At 68.1% G+C, this 19068-nt stretch carries 24 protein-coding genes; 9 read left to right on the top strand and 15 right to left on the bottom strand.

Features of this window, described 5'->3' with window-relative positions; all coding sequences use genetic code 11:
• The first annotated feature begins 94 nt into the window (after positions 1-94).
• Positions 95-1639, top strand: coding sequence for a hypothetical protein (locus AB0B91_RS33945; protein WP_358328204.1), 1545 nt, complete (start codon positions 95-97; stop codon positions 1637-1639).
• Here the strand turns inward: AB0B91_RS33945 and AB0B91_RS33940 are convergent.
• Together AB0B91_RS33940 and rsmI are read right to left on the bottom strand one after the other, a co-directional pair.
• Positions 1575-3119 (bottom strand): phospholipid carrier-dependent glycosyltransferase, encoded by a 1545-nt coding sequence (locus AB0B91_RS33940; protein WP_358328201.1) that lies wholly within the window; start codon positions 3117-3119, stop codon positions 1575-1577. The genes AB0B91_RS33945 and AB0B91_RS33940 overlap by 65 nt on opposite strands.
• A 52-nt stretch (positions 3120-3171) precedes the next feature.
• Entirely contained in the window at positions 3172-4020 is an 849-nt protein-coding gene (gene rsmI, locus AB0B91_RS33935) for a 16S rRNA (cytidine(1402)-2'-O)-methyltransferase (RefSeq protein WP_358328198.1), read from the bottom strand.
• Positions 4021-4209: 189 nt separating this feature from the next.
• On the opposite strand from rsmI, the gene AB0B91_RS33930 reads away from it, so the two are divergent.
• Positions 4210-5742, top strand: coding sequence for a phospholipid carrier-dependent glycosyltransferase (locus tag AB0B91_RS33930; protein ID WP_358328195.1), 1533 nt, complete (start codon positions 4210-4212; stop codon positions 5740-5742).
• A gap of 113 nt (positions 5743-5855) precedes the next feature.
• Positions 5856-7040: a hypothetical protein gene (locus AB0B91_RS33925; RefSeq protein ID WP_358328192.1), complete on the top strand. Its 1185-nt coding sequence runs from the start codon at positions 5856-5858 to the stop codon at positions 7038-7040.
• A 12-nt stretch (positions 7041-7052) separates the two neighbouring features.
• Here AB0B91_RS33925 and AB0B91_RS33920 read toward each other — a convergent pair whose 3' ends face one another.
• Entirely contained in the window at positions 7053-7451 is a 399-nt protein-coding gene (locus AB0B91_RS33920; protein WP_358328189.1) for a MerR family transcriptional regulator, read from the bottom strand.
• A 47-nt stretch (positions 7452-7498) separates the two neighbouring features.
• Here AB0B91_RS33920 and AB0B91_RS33915 point away from each other — a divergent pair, with 47 nt between their 5' ends.
• A complete protein-coding gene (locus AB0B91_RS33915) occupies positions 7499-8287 on the top strand; it encodes an MBL fold metallo-hydrolase (RefSeq protein ID WP_358328187.1) in 789 nt (262 codons plus the stop codon).
• 118 nt (positions 8288-8405) lie between these two features.
• Here the strand turns inward: AB0B91_RS33915 and AB0B91_RS33910 are convergent, their stop codons facing one another.
• Positions 8406-8984: a calcium-binding protein gene (locus AB0B91_RS33910; RefSeq protein ID WP_358328184.1), complete on the bottom strand. Its 579-nt coding sequence runs from the start codon at positions 8982-8984 to the stop codon at positions 8406-8408.
• A 319-nt stretch (positions 8985-9303) separates the two neighbouring features.
• Between AB0B91_RS33910 and AB0B91_RS33905 the strand changes: the two genes are divergently transcribed.
• Entirely contained in the window at positions 9304-10185 is an 882-nt protein-coding gene (locus AB0B91_RS33905) for a helix-turn-helix transcriptional regulator (protein WP_358328181.1), read from the top strand.
• Positions 10186-10221: 36 nt separating this feature from the next.
• Here the strand turns inward: AB0B91_RS33905 and AB0B91_RS33900 are convergent, their stop codons facing one another.
• A complete protein-coding gene (locus tag AB0B91_RS33900) occupies positions 10222-10437 on the bottom strand; it encodes a DUF397 domain-containing protein (protein ID WP_358328178.1) in 216 nt (71 codons plus the stop codon).
• A 191-nt stretch (positions 10438-10628) separates the two neighbouring features.
• Between AB0B91_RS33900 and AB0B91_RS33895 the strand changes: the two genes are divergently transcribed.
• The 4 genes from AB0B91_RS33895 (at position 10629) to AB0B91_RS33880 (ending at position 13757) form a co-directional block, all read left to right on the top strand.
• On the top strand, positions 10629-11438 hold the full coding sequence (locus tag AB0B91_RS33895) for an AfsR/SARP family transcriptional regulator (protein WP_358328175.1): 810 nt from the start codon (positions 10629-10631) through the stop codon (positions 11436-11438).
• A gap of 112 nt (positions 11439-11550) precedes the next feature.
• Entirely contained in the window at positions 11551-12036 is a 486-nt protein-coding gene (locus AB0B91_RS33890; protein ID WP_358328172.1) for a MarR family winged helix-turn-helix transcriptional regulator, read from the top strand.
• Positions 12037-12104: 68 nt separating this feature from the next.
• Positions 12105-13535 carry a DHA2 family efflux MFS transporter permease subunit gene (locus tag AB0B91_RS33885; RefSeq protein WP_358328169.1) on the top strand — a complete coding sequence of 477 codons (1431 nt, stop codon included), beginning with the start codon at positions 12105-12107 and terminating at the stop codon, positions 13533-13535.
• 48 nt (positions 13536-13583) lie between these two features.
• Positions 13584-13757: a CsbD family protein gene (locus tag AB0B91_RS33880; RefSeq protein WP_358328166.1), complete on the top strand. Its 174-nt coding sequence runs from the start codon at positions 13584-13586 to the stop codon at positions 13755-13757.
• Positions 13758-13791: 34 nt separating this feature from the next.
• On the opposite strand, the gene AB0B91_RS33875 is transcribed toward AB0B91_RS33880, so the two are convergent.
• The 10 genes from AB0B91_RS33875 to AB0B91_RS33830 are packed head-to-tail and all read right to left on the bottom strand — an operon-like array spanning position 13792 to position 19067.
• Positions 13792-14076 carry a gas vesicle protein K gene (locus AB0B91_RS33875; protein WP_358328163.1) on the bottom strand — a complete coding sequence of 95 codons (285 nt, stop codon included), beginning with the start codon at positions 14074-14076 and terminating at the stop codon, positions 13792-13794.
• Between the two features lie 22 nt (positions 14077-14098).
• On the bottom strand, positions 14099-14308 hold the full coding sequence (locus AB0B91_RS33870) for a gas vesicle protein (protein WP_358328160.1): 210 nt from the start codon (positions 14306-14308) through the stop codon (positions 14099-14101).
• A complete protein-coding gene (locus AB0B91_RS33865; RefSeq protein WP_358328157.1) occupies positions 14298-15092 on the bottom strand; it encodes a GvpL/GvpF family gas vesicle protein in 795 nt (264 codons plus the stop codon). The genes AB0B91_RS33870 and AB0B91_RS33865 overlap by 11 nt, the downstream gene beginning before the upstream one ends.
• Positions 15085-15483, bottom strand: coding sequence for a gas vesicle protein (locus tag AB0B91_RS33860; RefSeq protein WP_358328154.1), 399 nt, complete (start codon positions 15481-15483; stop codon positions 15085-15087). The genes AB0B91_RS33865 and AB0B91_RS33860 overlap by 8 nt, the downstream gene beginning before the upstream one ends.
• Positions 15480-15881, bottom strand: coding sequence for a gas vesicle protein GvpO (gene gvpO / locus AB0B91_RS33855; protein WP_358328151.1), 402 nt, complete (start codon positions 15879-15881; stop codon positions 15480-15482). The genes AB0B91_RS33860 and gvpO overlap by 4 nt, the downstream gene beginning before the upstream one ends.
• A 45-nt stretch (positions 15882-15926) precedes the next feature.
• Entirely contained in the window at positions 15927-16157 is a 231-nt protein-coding gene (locus AB0B91_RS33850; RefSeq protein ID WP_358328148.1) for a gas vesicle protein GvpG, read from the bottom strand.
• Between the two features lie 6 nt (positions 16158-16163).
• Positions 16164-16964, bottom strand: a complete 801-nt coding sequence (locus AB0B91_RS33845) for a GvpL/GvpF family gas vesicle protein (protein ID WP_358328144.1) — start codon at positions 16962-16964, stop codon at positions 16164-16166.
• Position 16965: 1 nt separating this feature from the next.
• Positions 16966-17379, bottom strand: a complete 414-nt coding sequence (gvpJ, locus tag AB0B91_RS33840; RefSeq protein WP_358328141.1) for a gas vesicle protein GvpJ — start codon at positions 17377-17379, stop codon at positions 16966-16968.
• Between the two features lie 36 nt (positions 17380-17415).
• Positions 17416-18591, bottom strand: coding sequence for an SRPBCC family protein (locus AB0B91_RS33835; RefSeq protein WP_358328138.1), 1176 nt, complete (start codon positions 18589-18591; stop codon positions 17416-17418).
• Between the two features lie 5 nt (positions 18592-18596).
• A complete protein-coding gene (locus AB0B91_RS33830; protein WP_358328135.1) occupies positions 18597-19067 on the bottom strand; it encodes a hypothetical protein in 471 nt (156 codons plus the stop codon).
• Between the last annotated feature and the right edge of the window lies 1 nt (position 19068).

Genomic DNA, 19068 nt, shown 5'->3' with positions numbered 1-19068 from the left:
AACCCTTCAGTTAAGGCTCTTCCAGCCCACCATCATGCCCTGTGCCCCAGGGTGGTCGGGTCAAGTCCTAAAAACGACTGGCATTCTTTACAGCATGGTGAGCGCTGCGGAGATTACCCCTGTGGACCCCTCCGCTCCTGGCTGGCCGGCGCGCGCGCTGGCGTTCCTGGGCCGTCATCGGGTGTTCGCCGCCGCATTCGCCTTGGGCGGGGTGCTGCGGCTCGTCACCATGCTCGGGTACGGCCCGGCGATGTGGTTCAACGACTCCTACGAGTACGTCTCCGTCGCGCTGCACCCCAGGCCACACCCCATCCGGCCCGACGGTTACGGGTTCTGGCTGCTGCTGCTCAAGCCGTTCCACAGCTTCTCCTTGGTGACCCTGTCCCAGCACCTGATGGGCCTGGCCACGGGCGCGCTCATCTACGCGTTGCTGCGCCGGAAATTCGGCCTGCCGAAATGGGGGGCGACGCTCGCGGCCGTCCCGGTGCTGTTCGACGCCTACCAGATCCAGCTCGAACAGCTCGTCATGTCCGACACGCTGTTCACACTGCTGGTCGTGGGCGTGGTCACGATGGTCCTGTGGAACCGGCGGATGTCGTGGAAGCTGGGCGTGGTCGTCGGGCTGCTGCTCGCGCTGACCGCGCTGACCCGCTCGATCGGCCTGCCGATCCTCGTCCTGGTCGTCGCCTACCTGCTGATCAAGCGGACCGGGTGGAAGGCGATCGTGTCCGTGATCATGGCCTGCGCGGTTCCGGTCCTGGCCTACATGGGTTGGTTCTCCACAAACTTCGGCAAATTCGCGATGACCAACAGCGACGGGCTCATCCTCTACATGCGCACGGCGATCTTCGCCGACTGCAACAAGATGCACATCGACAAATACCGGGAGCTCCAGATGCTCCTGCTGTGCATCAACGATCCGGTCAATCAGCGCAAGGACTACGCGCAGTGGTACCTGTGGGGCCAGGGCAACGGTGACGGCCAGGGCACCGGCGAGGTGCTGCACCGCTGGGGCGCGGGCAAGAAGTTCACCGACATCACCAACGAGGCCGCCAGCGCGTTCGCCACACGGGCGATCGTCTCGCAGCCCGGCGACTATCTGAAGGTGGTCGCGCGCGACTTCTTCCGCGCCTTCAACTGGGGCAGGCCGCGCTTCCCTGATGAGAAGACTTACAACATGTATCGCTTCATCCCGTTCTACGAGCTCGATGACAGCGGCAATCCCAAGCGCCTGCCCCAGTGGCCCTCCTTCCAGGGCAGGACCGACACCGACGCCTACACATACGAGCAGGGCCCGCCGGAGACGAGGATCGTCGCGCCATGGGCGCAGATCATGAGCGGCTACCAGCAGGTGGTCTACCTCCCCGGCATCGTGCTGGGCGGCGTGATGCTGATCGGCCTGTACGGCACGGTGGTCCGCTGGCGCAAGTTCGGCGGCCCGGTGATCCTGCCCTGGCTCGGCGCGTTCGGCCTGCTGCTCGCGCCCGCCGCGACGGCGGAGTTCGACTACCGCTATGTTCTGCCGGCGGTCCCTCTGGCCTGCATCGCGGCGGCGATCACCCTGCGCCGCGGCGTCACTTGGGTGCGCGCTCGACCCAAGAACGCGTCAGCATCCGAGCCCACCACTGTGCCTGCGTGAGCGTCTCGGCCACCAGCACCGGATAGAGCCACCAGAAGTTGATCAGCACGATCAGCGTGAACGCCCCCACGGCCGCGGCCCCCACCGCCCGCCGTGCGGGTGAGGCGCTCTCCTTCCCGATCACCAGCCCCGCGACCAGGACGAGCGCCAGCACCATGAACGGCACCACGGGGATCATGTAGAAGAGGTACATCGTCCGCTTGTCGGCGATGGCGTAGTAGAACCAGGGCAGCCAGCCGGCGGCGTAGGCCAGCAGCACCGCCCCGGCTCGCCAGTCGCGCGTGGCGACGTACCAGGCGATGAGTCCCAGCAGGGCCAGCGCGGCGGCGTACCAGAGCGCGGGCGTGCCCGCCCCCACCACGGCCTGCGAGCACTTGTCGGCCCCGCACGCCGAGCCCGGCAGGTCCGTCGGGTAGAAGAAGGAGACCGGCCGCAGCAGCATCGGCCAGGTCCACGGATCCGACTTGTACGGGTGGTAGTCGTGCAGGCCGGTGTGATAGCCGAGCACCTGCACCTGATACTGCAGCCACGACCGCACCGAGTCGACGACGAAGAACATCGGCCCCGACGACGTCGCCTGGTCCCAGTTGCGCCCGTAGCCGCCCGCGGTGACGAACCACCCCGTCCACGAGGCCACGAAGGTCAGCGCGGGCACCAGCCCGAGCGCGGCCAGCCACGACGGCGCGTCCAGCGAGAGCGCCCCCTGGTACGGCCGGCGCAACCCGACGGCCCGCCTGGCCCCCATGTCCCACAGCAGGCTCATGACCGCGAACGCGACCAGGAAGAACAGCCCCGACCACTTCACCGCGCAGGCCGCGCCCAGGCAGACCCCGGCGGCCAGCCGCCACGGCCGCAGGCCCAGCCGCGGCCCGGCCGGGGTGAGCGGCGAGCTGTCGTACCAGTCGGCCAGGCGCCGCCGTGACCAGTCGCGGTCGGCCACCAGGCAGGCGAACCCGGCCAGCACCCAGAACATCAGGAAGATGTCCAGCAGCGCCGTCCGCGACAGCACCAGATGCAGCCCGTCCAGCGAGAGCAGCAGCCCGCCCAGGCAGCCGAGCAGCGTCGAGCGGGTCATCCGGCGGGCCACGCGGGCCAGGATGAGGATCGACAGCGTCCCCACGACCGCCGCGGCGAACCGCCAGCCGAACGGGTTCACGCCGAACAGCCACTCCCCCAGCCCGATCATCCACTTGCCCAGCGGCGGGTGGGCGACGAACGAGGCGCAATCCGTCGTATTGGGGCAGTGCTTGAAGATGTCGAGGTCGCCGGTCATCAGCCGGCGGTCGGCCACCGGGTTCTTGTTGTCGCCGAGCGTGAGCCGCTCCACCCCGAACCTGAGCAGCGAGTAGGCGTCCTTGAGGTAGTACGTCTCGTCGAAGACGACGGCCCGCGGCTCGCTCAGCCTGACGAACCTGAGTATCCCGCCGAACAGGGCGACCGCGATCGGGCCCAGCCACCCCCACAGGGCGGTTCCCTGCATCGGCGGCACCAGCCTGTGGGCGGAAGACCCCCAATTCTTCACGATGTGCACCCTATGGCGTGGGTGATCTCCTGTGAACCGCGTCGTAGAGCTCCCGCTTGGGCAGACCCGCCTCCTTGGCCACGTCGGCGACGGCCACCTTGCGCAGCTCCCCACCGGCCACCCGGCGGTCCACCTCCGCGACCAGCGACTCGATGTCGGGCTCGGTGTCGTCCATGACGTGACCGGCGACGACCACGGTGATCTCGCCCTTGACGCCCGCCGCCGCCCAGGCGGCCAGCTCGCCCAGACCGCCGCGCCGTACCTCCTCGTAGGTCTTGGTGAGCTCGCGGCAGACCGCGGCCCTCCTCTCCTGACCGAACGCCTCCGCCATCGCCTCCAGCGAGCTCTGGAGCCGGTGGGGCGCCTCGAAGAACACCATCGTGCGCTCCTCCTTGGCCAGCGCCGCCAGACGGCGGCCCCGCTCGCCCGGTTTGCGCGGTGGGAAGCCCTCGAAGCAGAACCGGTCGCTCGCCAGGCCGGAGACGGCCAGCGCGGTGGTGACGGCGCTCGGGCCCGGCAGCGCGGTGACCGTGATGCCCTCCTCGACCGCCAGGTGCGTGAGGCGGTATCCGGGGTCCGACACGCCCGGCATGCCGGCGTCGGTGATGACCACCACCGTCTGCCCCTGCTTGAGGATCTCGACGAGCTCCGCCGCGCGTCCGGCCTCGTTGGCGTCGTAGTAGGAGACCACCCGCCCGCCGATCTCCACGCCGAGCTCGTTGGCCAGCCTCCGCAGCCGTCTGGTGTCCTCCGCCGCCACCACGTCCGCCTTCTCGAGCACCTCGCGCAGCCGTGGCGAAACGTCACCCGCCTGTCCGATGGGGGCCCCTGCCAGCACCAACTTGCCCTCTACTGTCACCCGGCCATTGTGGCAGGGCATGCCGATAAGACCCTGTTTCCTGGGTAAGCACTGGCTTGAGGCCCGTACGATGTCCGAATGGCGGTGACCGATTTCCCGTACCAAACCTTTGGCCAGTCGGATGGCCAACCGGCGGCGGACGAGAGCAGTCCCGGGACACGATCCATCCGAGATCGCCTGGTCCCGCCGATGCGCGGCAGCGTGCTGTGGGGCTGGCTGGGGCCGCTGCTCGTCACCGTCTTCGGCGGGGTGCTGCGCTTCATGGGGCTCGGCCACCCCAACGCCGTGGTCTTCGACGAGACCTATTACGCCAAGGACGGCTATTCGCTGATCACGTGGCTCGTGGAACGGGTCACGATCAAGGACGCCGACAAGGCGCTCATCGCCAGCAACACCGACATCTGGCAGAAGTGCACCGAGGCGACACTCGACAAGTGCGCCTCCTATGTCGTCCACCCGCCGCTGGGCAAGTGGATGATCGGCGCGGGCGAGTGGCTGTTCGGCATGAACCCCTACGGCTGGCGGTTCGCCGCGGCGGTCATCGGGACGCTGTCGATCCTCATCCTGGCCCGGGTGGCCCGCCGGATGACCCGCTCGACGCTGCTCGGCTGCTTCGCCGGGCTCCTGCTCGCCCTCGACGGGCTGCACTTCGTGCTGTCGCGCACGGCGCTGCTGGACATCTTCCTGATGTTCTGGGTGCTGGCCGGGTTCGCCTGCCTGGTGGTCGACCGCGACCGGGCGCGCGAGCGGCTGATCGACTGGTACGAGACGTCGCCGCTGTCGCCGCAGGGGCCCTGGCTGGGGCTGCGGCCGTGGCGGATCGCCGCGGGCGTCTGCCTCGGGGCCGCCATGGGGGTCAAGTGGTCGGGACTGTTCTTCGCGGTGGCCTTCGCCGTCATGTCGCTGCTGTGGGACTTCGGCGCGCGGCGGGCAGTCGGCCTGCGCCAGCCTTATGCCGGCGCCCTCGCCAAGGACGTGCCGACCGGCCTGGCCGCCTTCGCGCTGGTCCCGTTCGTGACGTACATGGCCACCTGGGTCGGCTGGTTCGCCACCGCGACCGGCTACGGCCGCAACTGGGACCAGGCCACCTCGTCGGGCCCGATCTACTTCGTCTTCGACTCGATGCGATCGTGGGTCCAGTACCAGTGGCAGGTCTTCTCCTTCCACAACGGGCTGGCGACCTCGCATCCGTACATGTCGGATCCGTGGCAGTGGCCGCTGCTGCTGCGCCCGGTCGCCTTCTACTACGAGGGCAAACAGACCGCCTGCGGCGCCAAGGACTGCTCCGAGGCCGTGCTCGGCGTGGGCACCCCGGTGATCTGGTTCGGCGCGCTGGCCGCGCTGATCGGCCTGATCGCCTGGTACGTCGCCACGCGTGACTGGCGGGCCGGCGCGGTGCTGCTGGCCTACGCGATGGGCTGGCTGCCCTGGTTCTACTTCGCCATCGCCCAGAACCGCACGATGTTCCTGTTCTACGCGGTGCCGATGGTGCCGTTCATGGTGCTGGCCATCACGCTGTGCGCGGGTTTGCTGATAGGCCCCTCAGCGAAGACGGCGGGTGGGGCTGTACCGTTGAGGCGAACGCTCGGGGCTGCGGCCGTCGGCGCGTTCGCGCTTCTGGCACTGATCAACTTCTGGTGGCTGCATCCGGTTTTGTCCGCCGAGCTGATCCCCTACACCGAGTGGAAGGCAAGGATGCTCTTCGACAAGCGGTGGATATGACCCGGTTACAGTTCCATATTTACTAATTTCATAGGGTAGTCGCAGTGCAAGACCCAATACGCACCGGTTTCGGTCATCGTCAGGCCCGGGGTCGATACGGCAAACTTCGAGGCATGAGTGCACCAGACGTCACCGCCCTGCTCGCCGAGTTGGAGCGCTCCGAGCCGGATCTGGCCGAAGAGGCCAGGACCGCCGTGGAGTGGTTGACCGGCGGGGAGCCGCTGGAGACGGTTACTCAGCTCGACGTCTGCGAGTTCCTCTGGTACACGTTGCCGCTCAAGGTCGGCGGCGACCACGTGCGGCTGGCCCATTCCCTCGGCCGGCTGCTGCAGCTCGGCGGGCTCGAACGCTACGCCGCGCTCTGTGAGTCGACGACCACGACGCAGATCCTGCGTACCTACGCCCGCGAGGGCGAGGACGCGGGCACGAGCGCTTACCAGGTGGCGCTCGAAGCCACCGGCGTGCTCCCACCCGACGTGCCCGATCTGCAGTGGAGCATGATCATGGGCCCCGAGGAGCTGGGCGCGCACGTCGCCTGCTCCGCGGCGCTGGAGCTGGCGATCATCTCGGGCGAGAGCGTCGATCCCGGCGCGCTCACCAAGCGCTGGCTGACCGAGCCACGGACCGAGCTCGGCGGCGACAGCTGGCTGCACCGCGTACACGGTGAGCGGCTCAACCGCTGGGTGCTCGGCCGCGGTCCGGCCCGGCGGGAGCTGGCCCAGCCGTTCGAGGTGCGACTGCACGCTCCGGTGTCGGTCCAGCCGCTGCCCGGGCTCCACGGCCTGCTGTCGCTGGCCGCCTCGGAAGGGAGCCTGCCCATGCGGCTGGCCCCGTCGGCGGAGGCGCTCCGGCTGCGCGAGCTGGCCGAACGGGACCTGGGTGCGATCAGCCGCGACGGCGCCCGGCTGTCGATCACCGAACACGGCAGGCGGCTGCTCGACTCGCCCGAGGCCATGTGGGACGCGGTCACCCGGCTGCTCCTGGCCAGGGGCGAGCACGAGTTCGAGGTCTCGGCGCGTGAGGCCGCGCTCATGCTGCTCGCCGACGGCGCGCTGATGTCGCCGGCCGAGCTGCGCGAGCGGGTGGCGGAGGTGGTCGGCGGCGAGGGCTGGCATCCGGCGACGAACCTTGAGGACATCGCCACACCGGTCATCGAGCTGGTCGGGCAGCTGACCGCGCTCGGCCTGGCGTTCGCCGACGATCTCGCCGTACGGGTGACCCGGCCCGGTCAGCTCGCGGCCCTGGCCGCGCTCCGCGCCCACGCGCTGCGGCCGAGGCAGTATGTGAGCGCGGCCTGACGCCCGGTCCTTCTAAGGGGCGCTGACGCGGCGGATGGCCTGCTTGAAGGCGGGGCATTCGACGAGCGGGTCGTGGTCGCAGACCGCCGCGTGACGCAGGCTGTCACGCAGCCGGGTGAGTTGCGCGATCCGCTCGTCCACCGCGCGCTCCTTGGCGGCCATCCCCTCACGCAGCACGGCGTCGGACGGCCCGGCGCGCAGGAACGCGGCGATCTCGGCGAGCGTGAACCCGGCGTCGCGCGCGCAGGTGACCAGCGCCAGCCGTTCGAGTGTCGCGGGCAGGTACGTGCGGCGCAGGCCGTTGCGTCCGACGGCCGTGATGAGCCCCTTGCGCTCGTAGAACCGCAGGGCCGACGGCGCCAGACCGGACTGCCGCGCCACCTCTCCGATGTCCAGCAACGTCTCGTCCACACTCGCTCCTTGACTTGAACCGCGCTTCAAGTAGGAGTCTAGGACACATGAAAATTCATCACCTCAACCTCGGCTCGATGCGCGAGATCGATTCGACCGAGTCCCTGCCCTCCGCGCCCGCCGTCTGCCACGCCCTGCTCGTCGAGACCCCCGACTCGGGGCTCGTGCTGGTGGAGGCGGGGCTGGGGCTGGACGACGTGACACGGCCCGGCGAGACGCTCGAAACCGAGTGGGTCGAGCTGGTCGGGCCCGCGCTCCTGCCTGCGGAGACCGCCGTCCGGCAGATCGCCGCGCTCGGCCACGACCCGGCGGACGTACGCCACATCCTGCTGACCCACCTGGACGTCGACCACAGCGGCGGGCTGCCCGACTTCCCGCAGGCCGAGGTGCACGTCATGGCGGCCGAGCTGCAGGCGGCGCTCACGGAGGCGCCGAACCGCCGCTACCGCCCCAGCCACTGGGCGCACGGCCCGCGCTGGGTCACCTATCCCGGCACCGGTGACACCTGGTACGGGGTCGAGGGCGTACGGCCTTCGACGTTCTCCACGGACTTCCTGATGGTGCCGCTCGGCGGGCACACCCTGGGCCACGCGGGTGTGGCGGTCAGGGACGGCGACCGGTGGCTGCTGCACGCCGGTGACGCCTACTTCTACCACCGCGAGCTGTCACCCGACGAGCCGCTCTCGCATCCGCTGATGGACATCGTGCAGCTCGACTCGCAGGTGGACGAGGAGTCGCGGCTGACGAGCCAGGCCCGGCTGCGGGACCTGGCGAACGTGCATGGAGTGGAGGTGTTCTCCGCGCACGACCCCTGGGAGCTAAGCCGTATGGCTTGAGGTCTGGTCAGTTTCCGTTGGGCGCGTTCTACTGGGCATGAACCGGTTATCGCCCGCGCACGTATCTCTGGCTGCCCGGCCACCGCGGCGCGCAGAACGCGGTGGCCGGGCCCGGAGCCTACAGCTCGCAGTTGATCTCGCTTTCGCCGTTGCAACTGTCGGTGTCGCCACCGCCGTCGATCCGGTCGATCCCGACGCCACCGCTCAGCCGGTCGTTGCCGGCCAGACCACGGATCTGGTCGTCGCCCGCACCCCCGTTGATCACGTCGTCACCGAAGCCCCCCGCGAGCAGGTCGGCCTTGGAGCCGCCGTTGACCGTGTCGGCGCCGTTGTCGCCGGACAGCGTGCTCGGCAGGGTGGTGTTGTTGCGGATCGCGTCGTTGCCGGCCCCCGCGAACACGTCGACGCGGGTGATCCCGCTCGCCGGGCAGCGCACCCCTGCCCCCAGTTGCTGGCAGCCGGGGCCGGCGGCGACCGATCCCAGCGTGTTGCCGACGGTGATGAAACCGCCGAGGGAGCTGACGTCGATCCCGTCGGCCACCGCGCTGCCGTTGACGAGGATCCTGGTCCCGTCCACCTGCGCGTTGACCGTCGCTGCCGACGCCGGACCGGCCAGCGCTGTGGCGCCGGCGAACAGCACGGTGACGAACCCCAGGGCCATGCCCGTGTTGCGGAGCAGAGTGTTTCTGCTGAACATCTGTGTTTCCCCTCGATGTGTGTTCCGAGCCCCGCATCACTGTGATGCACCCGCCGGTGGCGCTCCGCGCAGAACGACGCAGTGGCGTCGCGTACTCGTTCGTTGACTGCCCCTCCCGTCACCTGGCGCTGAATCATTCTGAATCATCGAGCTTGCGGCGGCGACGCCTTGACCAGCGATCCTCGCTACTACCAGGGCGAGGCGGCAGCTCGCCCTGGTTTGACGTATGCGACATTAGCTGATTTAGTGCTTCATCAATTGGCATCAAACTGGTTCGTAGGGAATGGGTGCGCCGGATGCTGTCGAGGGTGCTGAGCGGATGAACACAGTCGCGAGTGACGGCGCCGAACACCGCACCAAGCGCGAGCGTCTCGCGACGGAACTGCGGCGCCTGCGTGACCAGGCCGGGATCTCCGGGCGAGACCTGGCGCACCGGGTCGGCATCAGCCAGTCCAAGGTGTCACGCATCGAGTCCGGGACCGTGATCCCTTCACTGCCGGAAGTGACGGCATGGGGCGCGGCGGTGGAGGCCTCGACGCAGACCAGGGAATGGCTGACCGATCTCACCGAAGCGGCGTTCACCGAGATGCACACCTGGCGGGCCGCGCTACAGCGGCAGGCGCACCTGCAGGACGAGATCCGGGAGCAGGAAGACCAGGCGCAACTGATACGCGGATTCCAGCCCACCCTCGTCCCGGGGCTGTTGCAGACCGCCGAGTACGCCCGGCGCGTCTTCTCGCTGTTCGACCCGCCGTACTCCGAGAGCGCACTGTCCATGGCCGTCTCGGCTCGTTTGCAACGACAGCTCGCACTCTATGAGGAAAGCCGGAGTTTCGAATTCCTCATTACCGAGGCGGCCCTGAGGTGCCGCCCGGGACCGCCCAAACTCCTCCTGGCCCAATTGGACCGGATAGCCTCACTCAGCACCCTGGAGAACGTCAGCATCGGGTTGATACCGCACAACACAGAAGCACTTGTCTGCCCACCGCATGGTTTCACCGTCTACGAGAGCGACGGCAGCGCGGCGGATACTTTTGTGGAGATAGAGACGGCGCATGTGAGATTGACCGCCGGACACGCCGACGACATCGCGGTCTATCAGCGGCAGTGGTCCCTGCTGAGCGAGATGGCCATCTTCGACGACGAGGCGCGGGAGTTCCTCGCCGGGGTCAGCGCCGACGTCCGCGCCACGGCCCGGTGACCCGTGCCTCGCCGCGTCCGCCGCGGAGCTCGGCCCTCACCTCAGGTCGAACTCGCCGGCGTGCACCCCGGCGAGAAACGCGCCCCACTCCGCGCCACTGAAGTAGAGGACGGGCCCCTCGGGGTCCTTGGAATCGCGGACCGCGACCTCGTCTTCACCCAAAGCGACCTCCACGCAGCCGCCGCCGTTGTCACTGAAGGTCGCCTTGAACCATGCGGCGCGCGCCGACCGGATTTCCTTGGCAGTGCCCATTATTTCTCCCCTGTTCGTTTCGGGGAGCCTTGGGCCCCCCAGGGCTGCCAGAGGAATTCTATGAATGCTTTTAGTCATATCCAATACGCGCACGACGAAGGAGTTGGGCGATGCAGTTTCGATTGTTGAACGGCGTGGAGGCGTACCGGGACGGTGTGCGGGTTTATGTCGGTGACCGAAAACAACGTTTGATGCTGGCTTTACTCCTGCTGGCGGGGGCGCGGCCGGTCACCATGGAGGAGCTGATCGACAAGATCTGGGGCGCGGAGCCGATAAGCAGCGCGCGCAAGGTCATCCAGCACTATGCGAGTGACCTGCGTGCTCATCTGGGCCATTCCAGCGGGCCGGGGTTGGGTGACATGCTGCCCAAGTACCAGGGCGGTTATCGGTTGCTGGCCGACCGGAACCAGGTCGACGTGTACCGCTTCCGCGATCTGGTGAACGACGCCCAGCCGCTGATCTGCCGGGACGACGAGCAGGCCGTACGGATCCTGCGTGACGCCCTTCGGCAGTGGGGCACCCGCGGCCTGCGGGCCGGCGAGCCGCTCAGCGGCCTGACCGGTCAGTCCGCGGCGAACGCCCGGACCAAGCTGCAGGCGGAACATCGCGCCGCGGTGATCGACTGCCTGGAGGCCGAGCTACGGCTCGGGCACCACGCGCGGCTCGTCCCGGAAATCCTGGATCTCGCCAGTGCCGGGGCGCCCGACGAGCAGCTCACCGGCCTGCTCATGCTGGCCTGTCATCGCGCCGGCCGGTCGGCCGAAGCTCTCGGCGCGTTCGCCGAACTGCGGAAACGGCTGGCCGACGAGCTCGGGGCCGACCCGGGCCCGGACATCGAGGACCTCCACCAGCGCATCCTCCAGCAGGACCCGGGCCTCAGCGATGCGCACCGATTCACCCCCTCCGGAGCGGAGGCGCGATCCGCTCGTGAGACCGCGAAGAGCGCCGTCCTCCGGGTGGCCGAGGCCGCCAGGAAGGGCGAGGTGAAGACGAGCGAGTAGCCGGCCCGCCGGTCAGGCAGCCGCTCACCCGATCCCCCGGCGGCACGTGGGGCGCGCCGGGTCCGGGTCCATGTAGATAATCCAGAACGAAACTAATTGGTACACTAGGGGCATGACTGCCATGGCCCCTACCCGCTCAGCGCCGGACCTGTCGTACCTGCTGGACCACACCAGCCACGTCCTGAGAACCCGGATGGCGGCGGCGCTGGCCGAGATCGGGCTGACGGCGCGGATGCACTGCGTGCTCGTGCACGCCCTGCAGGAGGAGCGCACGCAGATCCAGCTCGCGGAGCTCGGCGACATGGACAAGACCACGATGGTGGTCACCGTGGACGCCCTGGAGAAGGCTGGCCTCGCCGAGCGCCGCCCCTCCAGTACGGACCGGCGCGCCCGGATCATCGCGATCACCGAGAAGGGCGCCGAGGTCGCCAAGCAGAGCCAGGCGATCGTCGACAGCGTGCACCGGACGGCCCTGGACGCGCTGCCCAAGGATGAGGCCGAGGTGCTCCTGCGAGCCCTGAACCGCCTGGTGACGGAGCATCTGGCCGCCCCCGCCGAGGCCCCGCAGGGAGTCAGGCGGGCTCGACAGAAGTCCTGAAGCAGATCGTCTCTAACAAAACTATCTGCTATGGTCTCTCTTGTTGTCCCTTTGAGCAGGAGATGGCCATGTCAAATACCACCCCTTCCCGCTGGCTGGCACTGGCGGTGCTGTCCGCCGCGATGCTGATGACGATCCTGGACGGCAGCATCGTGACCGTCGCGATGCCGGCCATCCAACGGGATCTGGGCTTCTCGCCCGCCGGGCTGAGCTGGATCGTCAACGCGTACGGGATCGCCTTCGGCGGGCTGCTCCTCCTGGCCGGCCGGTTGGGCGACCTCATCGGCCGCAAAACCATGTTCCTGGCCGGAAACGCGGTCTTCACCGCCGCGTCGCTGCTGGCCGGCGCGGCGACCGGGCCGGGCATTCTGATCGGCGCCCGGTTCCTTCAGGGCATCGGCAGCGCCATGGCCTCCGCGGTCGTGCTGGGCATTCTGGTGACGTTGTTCACCGTGCCCAGGGAGCGGGCCAAGGCGATCGGCGTCTTCAGCTTCACCGGCGCCGCCGGCGCCGCGATCGGCCAGGTCCTGGGCGGGGTCATCACCGACGCGCTCAGCTGGCACTGGATCTTCTTCATCAACCTGCCGATCGGCCTGGCCACGATCGGGCTGGCGATCTGGGCGCTGCCGGGCGAGCGCGGGGCCGGACTGGCCGCCGGGGCCGACGTCATCGGCGCCGTGCTGGTCACCAGCGGCCTGATGCTGGGCATCTACACGGTGGTCAAGATCGAGCAGTACGGCTGGCTCGCGACACACACCCTCGGTCTCGGCGCGGTGTCACTCGCCCTGCTGGCCGCGTTCGTCGTCCGTCAGTCGACCGCCAGAACCCCGCTCATGCCGCTGCGGATCTTCCACTCGCGCAATGTGTCCGGCGCCAACCTGGTCCAGATGCTGGCGCTGTCGGCCATGTTCTCCTTCCAGATCATCGTCGCGCTCTTCATGCAGAAGGTCCTCGGCTACAGCGCGCTCCAGACCGGCCTGGCGATGCTCCCCGCGGCGGTGGCCATCGGCGGCATCTCCCTGTTCGTCTCCGCCCGGCTCAACACCCGCTTCGGCGAGCGACCCGTCCTGCTGGCGGGCCTGGCGCTCCTGCTCGGCGCGATGGGCTGGCTCACCCGCGTACCGGTGAGCGCGGACTACGTCACCGACCTGCTCCCGGTCATGCTGCTCATCGCGGGTGGCGGCCTGGTGCTCCCGGCGCTGACCACGCTCGGCATGTCCGGCGCCAAGGCCGACGACGCGGGCCTGGCCTCCGGGCTGTTCAACACCACCCAGCAGGTCGGCATGGCCATCGGCGTCGCGGTGCTGTCCACGCTGGCCGCCTCGCGCACCGAGGACCTGCTGTCGGCCGGCCAGAGCCAGGCGGTCGCGCTGACCGGCGGCTACACCGTGGCCTTCACCATCTCCGCCGCGCTGCTCGTGGCCGCCTTCATCGTCGCGCTCACCGTACTGCGGCAGCCCGCCGCCAAGGAGAACGAAGCGCTGCTCACCCCCGCTTAACTTCTGTGATCTGGGTAGCTGCTCCTGAGAACCACAAGGGGGCTGAATATGAGCAAGGCAAACAAGATCAAGGCCAAGGCGCAGGAAGTGAAGGGCACGGCCAAAGAGCGTGTCGGAGACGCCGCCGACGACGGATCGCTGCAGGCCAGGGGGAAGACCGAGAAGGCCAAGGGCAACCTCAAGCAGGCGGGCGAAAAGGTGAAGGACGCCTTCAAGAAGTGAGCTGAACAGCGGAAGCCAGCCGGCTTCCGCTGTCTCATTCTGGGGGAAGCAGCGTCCCCAGTGGTCCGAGGTCGAGATTGAGATCGGATGGGGAAAGGCCGAAACGGTCGCACAGCTCGGTCATCGCTTCTTCCAGGCGCATCAAGGTCAGGCCCAGTGCCTCGATCTGTTCGTCCGACAGGTCTCCTTGCTCCATCCGTCGTACGCATTGACGCTCGACGAGCTGGCGTACCAGCTCGACTAGGGTGAGCACGAGGCGCGACAGGTCGCGTTCCACCGCCTCGGCGTCGGTCTCGATGCGTAGCCGTCTCGACGGCACCTTCTGCTCCGATGAAGCGGGCCTATTCTTCATCGGAGCCCCGTACCGACATGATCAGCGCGCGTATCGAGATGCGCACCAGGTCGATGTCCGCGATGGACAGGACGAGGTCGCCGCTCACGACGACCCCGCCCGCCAGCAGCCGGTCCAGGAGGTCCACCAGCGCCACCCGCTCGGGCGGCAGCCGGCCCTCCTCGGCGAGCACGGCACCGCGGGGCTGGTCAAGCGTCATCGCCTGTCTCCCCTCTGGACGGCTCGGCGAAGGCGGCGAAGGAGTACGGCGCCCATGGGCCGGTGAGCTGCACATCGATTCCCGGGCCGCGCAGCCCGCTGACGAGCCGCGCGAATTCCGCACCGCGGTCGAGATCGACGAGGTAGGCGCCGTTGAGAACCATCCACTCCGCACGACCCGAAAGCTGAGGGTCCTGGGGGCGATGGCGCTGGCTCGCGACCGCCACGGACTTGAGGACGTCATGGATGTGTTCGCCGCGTACGGCGGCCTGGCGCCAGTTCTCCTCGCGGCTACGCAGACTCGCCTGACGTTTCTTGAGGTAGGCCAGTCCCGGACTGGTCGCCCCCTCGTCTTTCTCGCCGCCTTCGCCGGAAGGCGGAGCAGTCGGATCGACGTACGCCTTCACTCCCCATTCCTGCCGACCGGTGATCCGCGCGAGTGTCGCGGTGAAATCGTCATGGCGCCGGTCCAGGAGCTCCCGGATCTGGTCTTCGCCGCTGTAGACCGTGACCAGCCGTACCGGGGCCGTCGGGGTCGTCCGCGCGACCGCCTCGACCACGTGATGGTGCGCGCGGGCGGTCTCACTCAGCCAGTCCAGGTCTTCCATGGACCGCCGCAGCGGCTCTTCGCCGAACCGGTCCAGCGGAACCGTACTCACGTAGGCGACGAGACCGGCATGCGTGATCGCGCGGACCGCCCCGCCGGCCACACCCTTCAGGTCTTCAGTGGGTGCGGAGCCCTCGGCGCGCGTGACGGCATACAGATAGGTGCCCGCGTTATTCATCTTGCTCTTCCACTTCAGCTTCAACTGTTCGCCTGCGCGGGGGCTCGACCTCGGCGGTCCGCCCGCGGGGCAGGGCGGTGCCCTCCTCCACCGCGGCCAGGCGGGCTCGGAGCCTGCGGTTCTCCTCGACCAGCTCCTGGTCCTTGCCGGAGAGCCAGGGATCGTGCTCCCACCAGTCGATACCCATCTCCCTGGCGGTGTCGACCGAGGCGATGATCAATCGGAGTTTGATGGTCAGCAGCTCGATGTCCAGGAGGTTCACGCGGATGTCTCCCGCGATGATGATGCCTCGGTCCAGGACCCGTTCCAGGATGTCGCCGAGGTTCGCCGGCTCGTGGCCGGAGGACAGGGAAGAGGTGGGCTGGCGTACGACGCCACCCGGCTCGGTCATCGCGGACCGCCCTCCTCGGTGGGGCCGCTGCCCCGCCTGTAACGCTGGAGCCTCCGGTAGGACAGCAGTTTTCCCTCCGGATCCAACTCCGCCTCGTACAGCGCGAGGATGTCGCCAGAGGATGGAATGCGGTGATCTTCCAATACCTCGACATTCACCACCCAGCCACCCTCGACCGGCTCCACCAGCGTGATGCCTTCCGGATCCCCCGCGGCCAGCTCCGCGATGTGACGCAGCCCCGCTTCGCCGGCCGCCGGCACCGATAGCCCGCGTGAACGGCGTTTGGGACGCGGCTCCGTCCGCCTCTCGTCGTTGACGTCGTCGCTTTCTTCCCGCGAGCCTTTCTCCGCCCGGATGTCGGCCGCCCGCTCTTCGCGGGCAGTGCGCCTGACAGGCACACGATCACCCCCTTGTTCGTCATCCGGCGGCGTGGCGGCCTCGACCTAGTCGGGTCCGCCGGTCAACGGCTCAAGAGTCTCCTGCATCTCCTGAGCCTCTTCCTCTTCGGAGATCAGGCCAGCGGCTCTGGACCGCTCGACCTCCTCCAGCCGACGCCGGATCGCCGCCGGGTCGTGCAATTCCTGCTCCGCCTGCTCCTGGATCAGCTCGCCGAGCCTGATCACCGCCTTGACCGGTGCGAGCGGCCAGCCGAAAATGAGGCCGATCAGTCCCATCCCTCATCACTCCCCGGTCCGCGCGGTGATGAAGTCGTACGGTGCCAGCGGACCGAGCAGGCGCATCTCGACCCGGTCGGCCCATTGATCGGCGAACCCGTTCACGACCTCCTCCAGCTCGCCCTGCCGGTCCGTCTCCATGAGCACGGCCACATGAACGGCGTCCTGTTCATGAGATGGCTCCCGGATGACGGTGAAGACGGCGAGGGGAGCCACGGCCTCGACCAGGGTCTGCGTGTCGGCTTCGCGTTTGGCCGCGACCGCCTGGTTCACCAGCTCCCCGAGCCGGATCCGCGCATCCCGCGTCAGGTCCTCGGGTTTCCCCTGGATCTCCTCACGCAACTGGGCGACCTCTGGGAGCTCTCTCAGCACCTCGCGGAACAGCGTCTGCTCGACGTAGCGCCCTTTGACGACGTATTCGGCCCGCCCCTCCAGTTCGTCCAGCGCGCTGCGGAACTCATCGTGGTGGGGCGTCAACAGCTCGTCGACGACGGCTTCCGTGTTCGTCATCACCGCACCGAAGCGGATCGGAAGCACCGGAACCTCGGCGGCGGTGGCGTCGAGCAAGGCCTCGTGCCGGAACAGGTCGTCGGGGGTGCCCAGCGGGCGATCGAGCGCGACCTCGCTCACCAGAGCAGCGATCTCGCCATGCCGGACCAGCTTGATCTCTCCAGGTTCGTCCCCTACGCCCCGCGCGTCGCTGGACACCTCGACGTCCTCGGGTACGAGACCGTAGATGTAGACACCGGTGGTCTGGGCGCGCTGCTCGGGCCCAGCGGCATCCGCGGCTTTCGCAGATTGCGCCATTTCAGCGCTCCTCTCGGTCGTGCCGCCGACTGCGCTTCTCTTCGCTTTTCTCGCCACGGTCACCGCCGACGAAGTCACCCAGCTTCTCCCCCGCCGCTTCCAGCACCCCTTGGGCGACGTCCTTGCTCTTACCGCTGATCTGGCCCTGCGACATGTCCTTCATGAGCTCGGGCAGGCCTTCCCCGCCGGACTCCGAAAGATCCGTCCGATTCACGGCCTCAGCGAAGCGCAAGTAGGTGTCCACACTGGCCACGACGATCCGGGCATCGATCGTCAGGAGCTCGATGCCGACGAGTGAGACCCGGACGTACGCGTCGATGACAAGTCCCTTGTCGAGGATCGTGTCGATGACATCGGCCAAGCCTGACGGAGATGGACCGGCGGCTACTCCGCCTGACGCGGGTTGGACGGTCATTACTGTTCCCCTCGATCTTCGTGACGTGGCCCCGCGTCACGCACTCCGGCCACTGGTCCTGCGGCGAACCGGCCGCTCCTTGGCGGGAGCCTGCGGTGCTCTCCTCGGACGCCTTTGGGCGGCACGCGGCTTCTCTTCCGGCTCTTCCTCTTCCTCCGGCTCCTCTTCCTCTTCTTCTTCCTCCTCCTCTGGTTCCTCTTCTTCTAGCTCGTCCTCTTCTTCCTCCGGCGCTTCTTCTTCCTCTTCCGGCTCCTCCTCTTCCTCTTCCTCTTCCTCTTCAGCTTCCGCGCGCTCGCCCTCTTCCGGCTCCTCCTCTTCCGCTTCCGCGCGCTCGCCCTCTTCTGGTTCCTCTTCCTTTGCGGCCCGTTCCTCCTCGAGTGCCGTCTCGTGGTCCTTGACGACTTCGCCGTCGTGGATCACGCCACGCCAACCGGCCTCCTCGATCTCCTCGGGATGCAGCATGGTCTGCGTCATGACATGCCGCCTGAAGTGCTTGAACTCCAGCCGTACCCGCCTGCCCTGCGCGCGCCAGATATTGCCGACGTGCTCCACCAGCCCCTTCGGGTGATACTCGAGTACGAGCAGGACCCGGGTCAGGCTGGGTGTGAGGGCGTGGAAGCTGACAGTGCCGTCGACGTAGCCCTTGGGCCCCTTGGACCGCCAGATGATCCGTTCATCGGGCACCTGCTCGACGATCTGCGACTCCCAGTTCCGATGGGACCAGAAGATCTGCGCCTTCCAGTCGAGCGTCTCCTCGGACTCGTTCCCTACGTGCTCCACCTTCTTCATGAAGGTGGGAAACTCCTGGAACTGCGTCCATTGGTTGTAGACGACCCGCACAGGAGCGCCGATGTCGAGCGCTTCGCTGATATTGACGAACCGCAGCTTCTTGTTTCCCATGGTCAGGCCGCCCATCAGGCCCGAGAAGGCGCCTTTGACAGCACCCAGGCCGGCAGAGCCCAGGATCGAACCTTTGGAGGGCGAGCCATCCGACTTCTTCGATCCGGTGATCGCGCTTATCAGTCCGCCTCCGCCGTCGCCCGCCGCGTACTCGGTAAGCCGGCCGGTCATCCCTTCGACTCTGTCGGCCAGGGACTGCAGGCCTCGCTCAGCCAAGGCTTGGCCGAGGTTCTTGAGCTCTTGGGTGAGCTCGTTCGTCGGCAGCGCCTCCGTGACCTTCTTGAGGGGCTGAGTCTTCGGTGCTTGAGCCATCGAGCTCACCCCCGTGCTCTGCGGACGGGCCGCGTGGCCCGTGCGGGTTCGGCCTTGGGCCTTCTTCTTCGCGGCGCCGGCTTCGGGGGCGGCTCTTCCTCTTCAGGCTCTTCCTCCTCGTACTCGTCCTCCTCGTAGTCCTCTTCTTCGTCCGTGTCCTTGGGCGCGGTCGGCAGGCGCAACCCCTCGGCCCGCTCGTGCAGTCTCGTGGTCAGCGATTCGATCTGCCTGCTCGTCATGGCCACCGCCGCGGCCTTGCCGACCTCCATCAGCTCGCCGCGCAGGCGGCCGGTGATCTTCTCCAGCTCGGGCGACGTACCGAGCGCCTTGATCCCCTGCTGTAGCAGGCCCCCCTGGCCCCGCAGTCGACTGGCCAGTCCGGCGGCCGCCAGTGTGGTCGCCCAACGTAGCTTGTGGCGTCGGCCGAGGTAGTACCCCGCGGCGATAGCCAGCCCTATCTGGATTTTGTCTTTCATG

Origin of the sequence: Nonomuraea sp. NPDC049141, from assembly GCF_040648415.1 — a bacterium.
Taxonomy (GTDB): Bacteria; Actinomycetota; Actinomycetes; order Streptosporangiales; family Streptosporangiaceae; genus Nonomuraea.
The sequence above is the reverse complement of the archived record's forward strand: the minus strand, read 5'-3'. Positions and strand labels throughout refer to the sequence as shown.

What these genes read in the sequence shown, in the direction of transcription:
- AB0B91_RS33945 (WP_358328204.1), top strand. Translation starts at nt 95, where the DNA reads ATGGTGAGCGCTGCGGAGATTACCCCTGTGGACCCCTCCGCTCCTGGC.
- AB0B91_RS33940 (WP_358328201.1), bottom strand. Translation starts at nt 3,119, where the DNA reads ATGCAGGGAACCGCCCTGTGGGGGTGGCTGGGCCCGATCGCGGTCGCC.
- AB0B91_RS33930 (WP_358328195.1), top strand. Translation starts at nt 4,210, where the DNA reads ATGCGCGGCAGCGTGCTGTGGGGCTGGCTGGGGCCGCTGCTCGTCACC.
- AB0B91_RS33925 (WP_358328192.1), top strand. Translation starts at nt 5,856, where the DNA reads ATGAGTGCACCAGACGTCACCGCCCTGCTCGCCGAGTTGGAGCGCTCC.
- AB0B91_RS33915 (WP_358328187.1), top strand. Translation starts at nt 7,499, where the DNA reads ATGAAAATTCATCACCTCAACCTCGGCTCGATGCGCGAGATCGATTCG.
- AB0B91_RS33910 (WP_358328184.1), bottom strand. Translation starts at nt 8,984, where the DNA reads ATGTTCAGCAGAAACACTCTGCTCCGCAACACGGGCATGGCCCTGGGG.
- AB0B91_RS33905 (WP_358328181.1), top strand. Translation starts at nt 9,304, where the DNA reads ATGAACACAGTCGCGAGTGACGGCGCCGAACACCGCACCAAGCGCGAG.
- AB0B91_RS33900 (WP_358328178.1), bottom strand. Translation starts at nt 10,437, where the DNA reads ATGGGCACTGCCAAGGAAATCCGGTCGGCGCGCGCCGCATGGTTCAAG.
- AB0B91_RS33895 (WP_358328175.1), top strand. Translation starts at nt 10,629, where the DNA reads ATGCTGGCTTTACTCCTGCTGGCGGGGGCGCGGCCGGTCACCATGGAG.
- AB0B91_RS33890 (WP_358328172.1), top strand. Translation starts at nt 11,551, where the DNA reads ATGACTGCCATGGCCCCTACCCGCTCAGCGCCGGACCTGTCGTACCTG.
- AB0B91_RS33885 (WP_358328169.1), top strand. Translation starts at nt 12,105, where the DNA reads ATGTCAAATACCACCCCTTCCCGCTGGCTGGCACTGGCGGTGCTGTCC.
- AB0B91_RS33880 (WP_358328166.1), top strand. Translation starts at nt 13,584, where the DNA reads ATGAGCAAGGCAAACAAGATCAAGGCCAAGGCGCAGGAAGTGAAGGGC.
- AB0B91_RS33870 (WP_358328160.1), bottom strand. Translation starts at nt 14,308, where the DNA reads ATGACGCTTGACCAGCCCCGCGGTGCCGTGCTCGCCGAGGAGGGCCGG.
- AB0B91_RS33865 (WP_358328157.1), bottom strand. Translation starts at nt 15,092, where the DNA reads ATGAATAACGCGGGCACCTATCTGTATGCCGTCACGCGCGCCGAGGGC.
- AB0B91_RS33860 (WP_358328154.1), bottom strand. Translation starts at nt 15,483, where the DNA reads ATGACCGAGCCGGGTGGCGTCGTACGCCAGCCCACCTCTTCCCTGTCC.
- AB0B91_RS33850 (WP_358328148.1), bottom strand. Translation starts at nt 16,157, where the DNA reads ATGGGACTGATCGGCCTCATTTTCGGCTGGCCGCTCGCACCGGTCAAG.
- AB0B91_RS33845 (WP_358328144.1), bottom strand. Translation starts at nt 16,964, where the DNA reads ATGGCGCAATCTGCGAAAGCCGCGGATGCCGCTGGGCCCGAGCAGCGC.
- gvpJ (WP_358328141.1), bottom strand. Translation starts at nt 17,379, where the DNA reads ATGACCGTCCAACCCGCGTCAGGCGGAGTAGCCGCCGGTCCATCTCCG.
- AB0B91_RS33835 (WP_358328138.1), bottom strand. Translation starts at nt 18,591, where the DNA reads ATGGCTCAAGCACCGAAGACTCAGCCCCTCAAGAAGGTCACGGAGGCG.
- AB0B91_RS33830 (WP_358328135.1), bottom strand. Translation starts at nt 19,067, where the DNA reads ATGAAAGACAAAATCCAGATAGGGCTGGCTATCGCCGCGGGGTACTAC.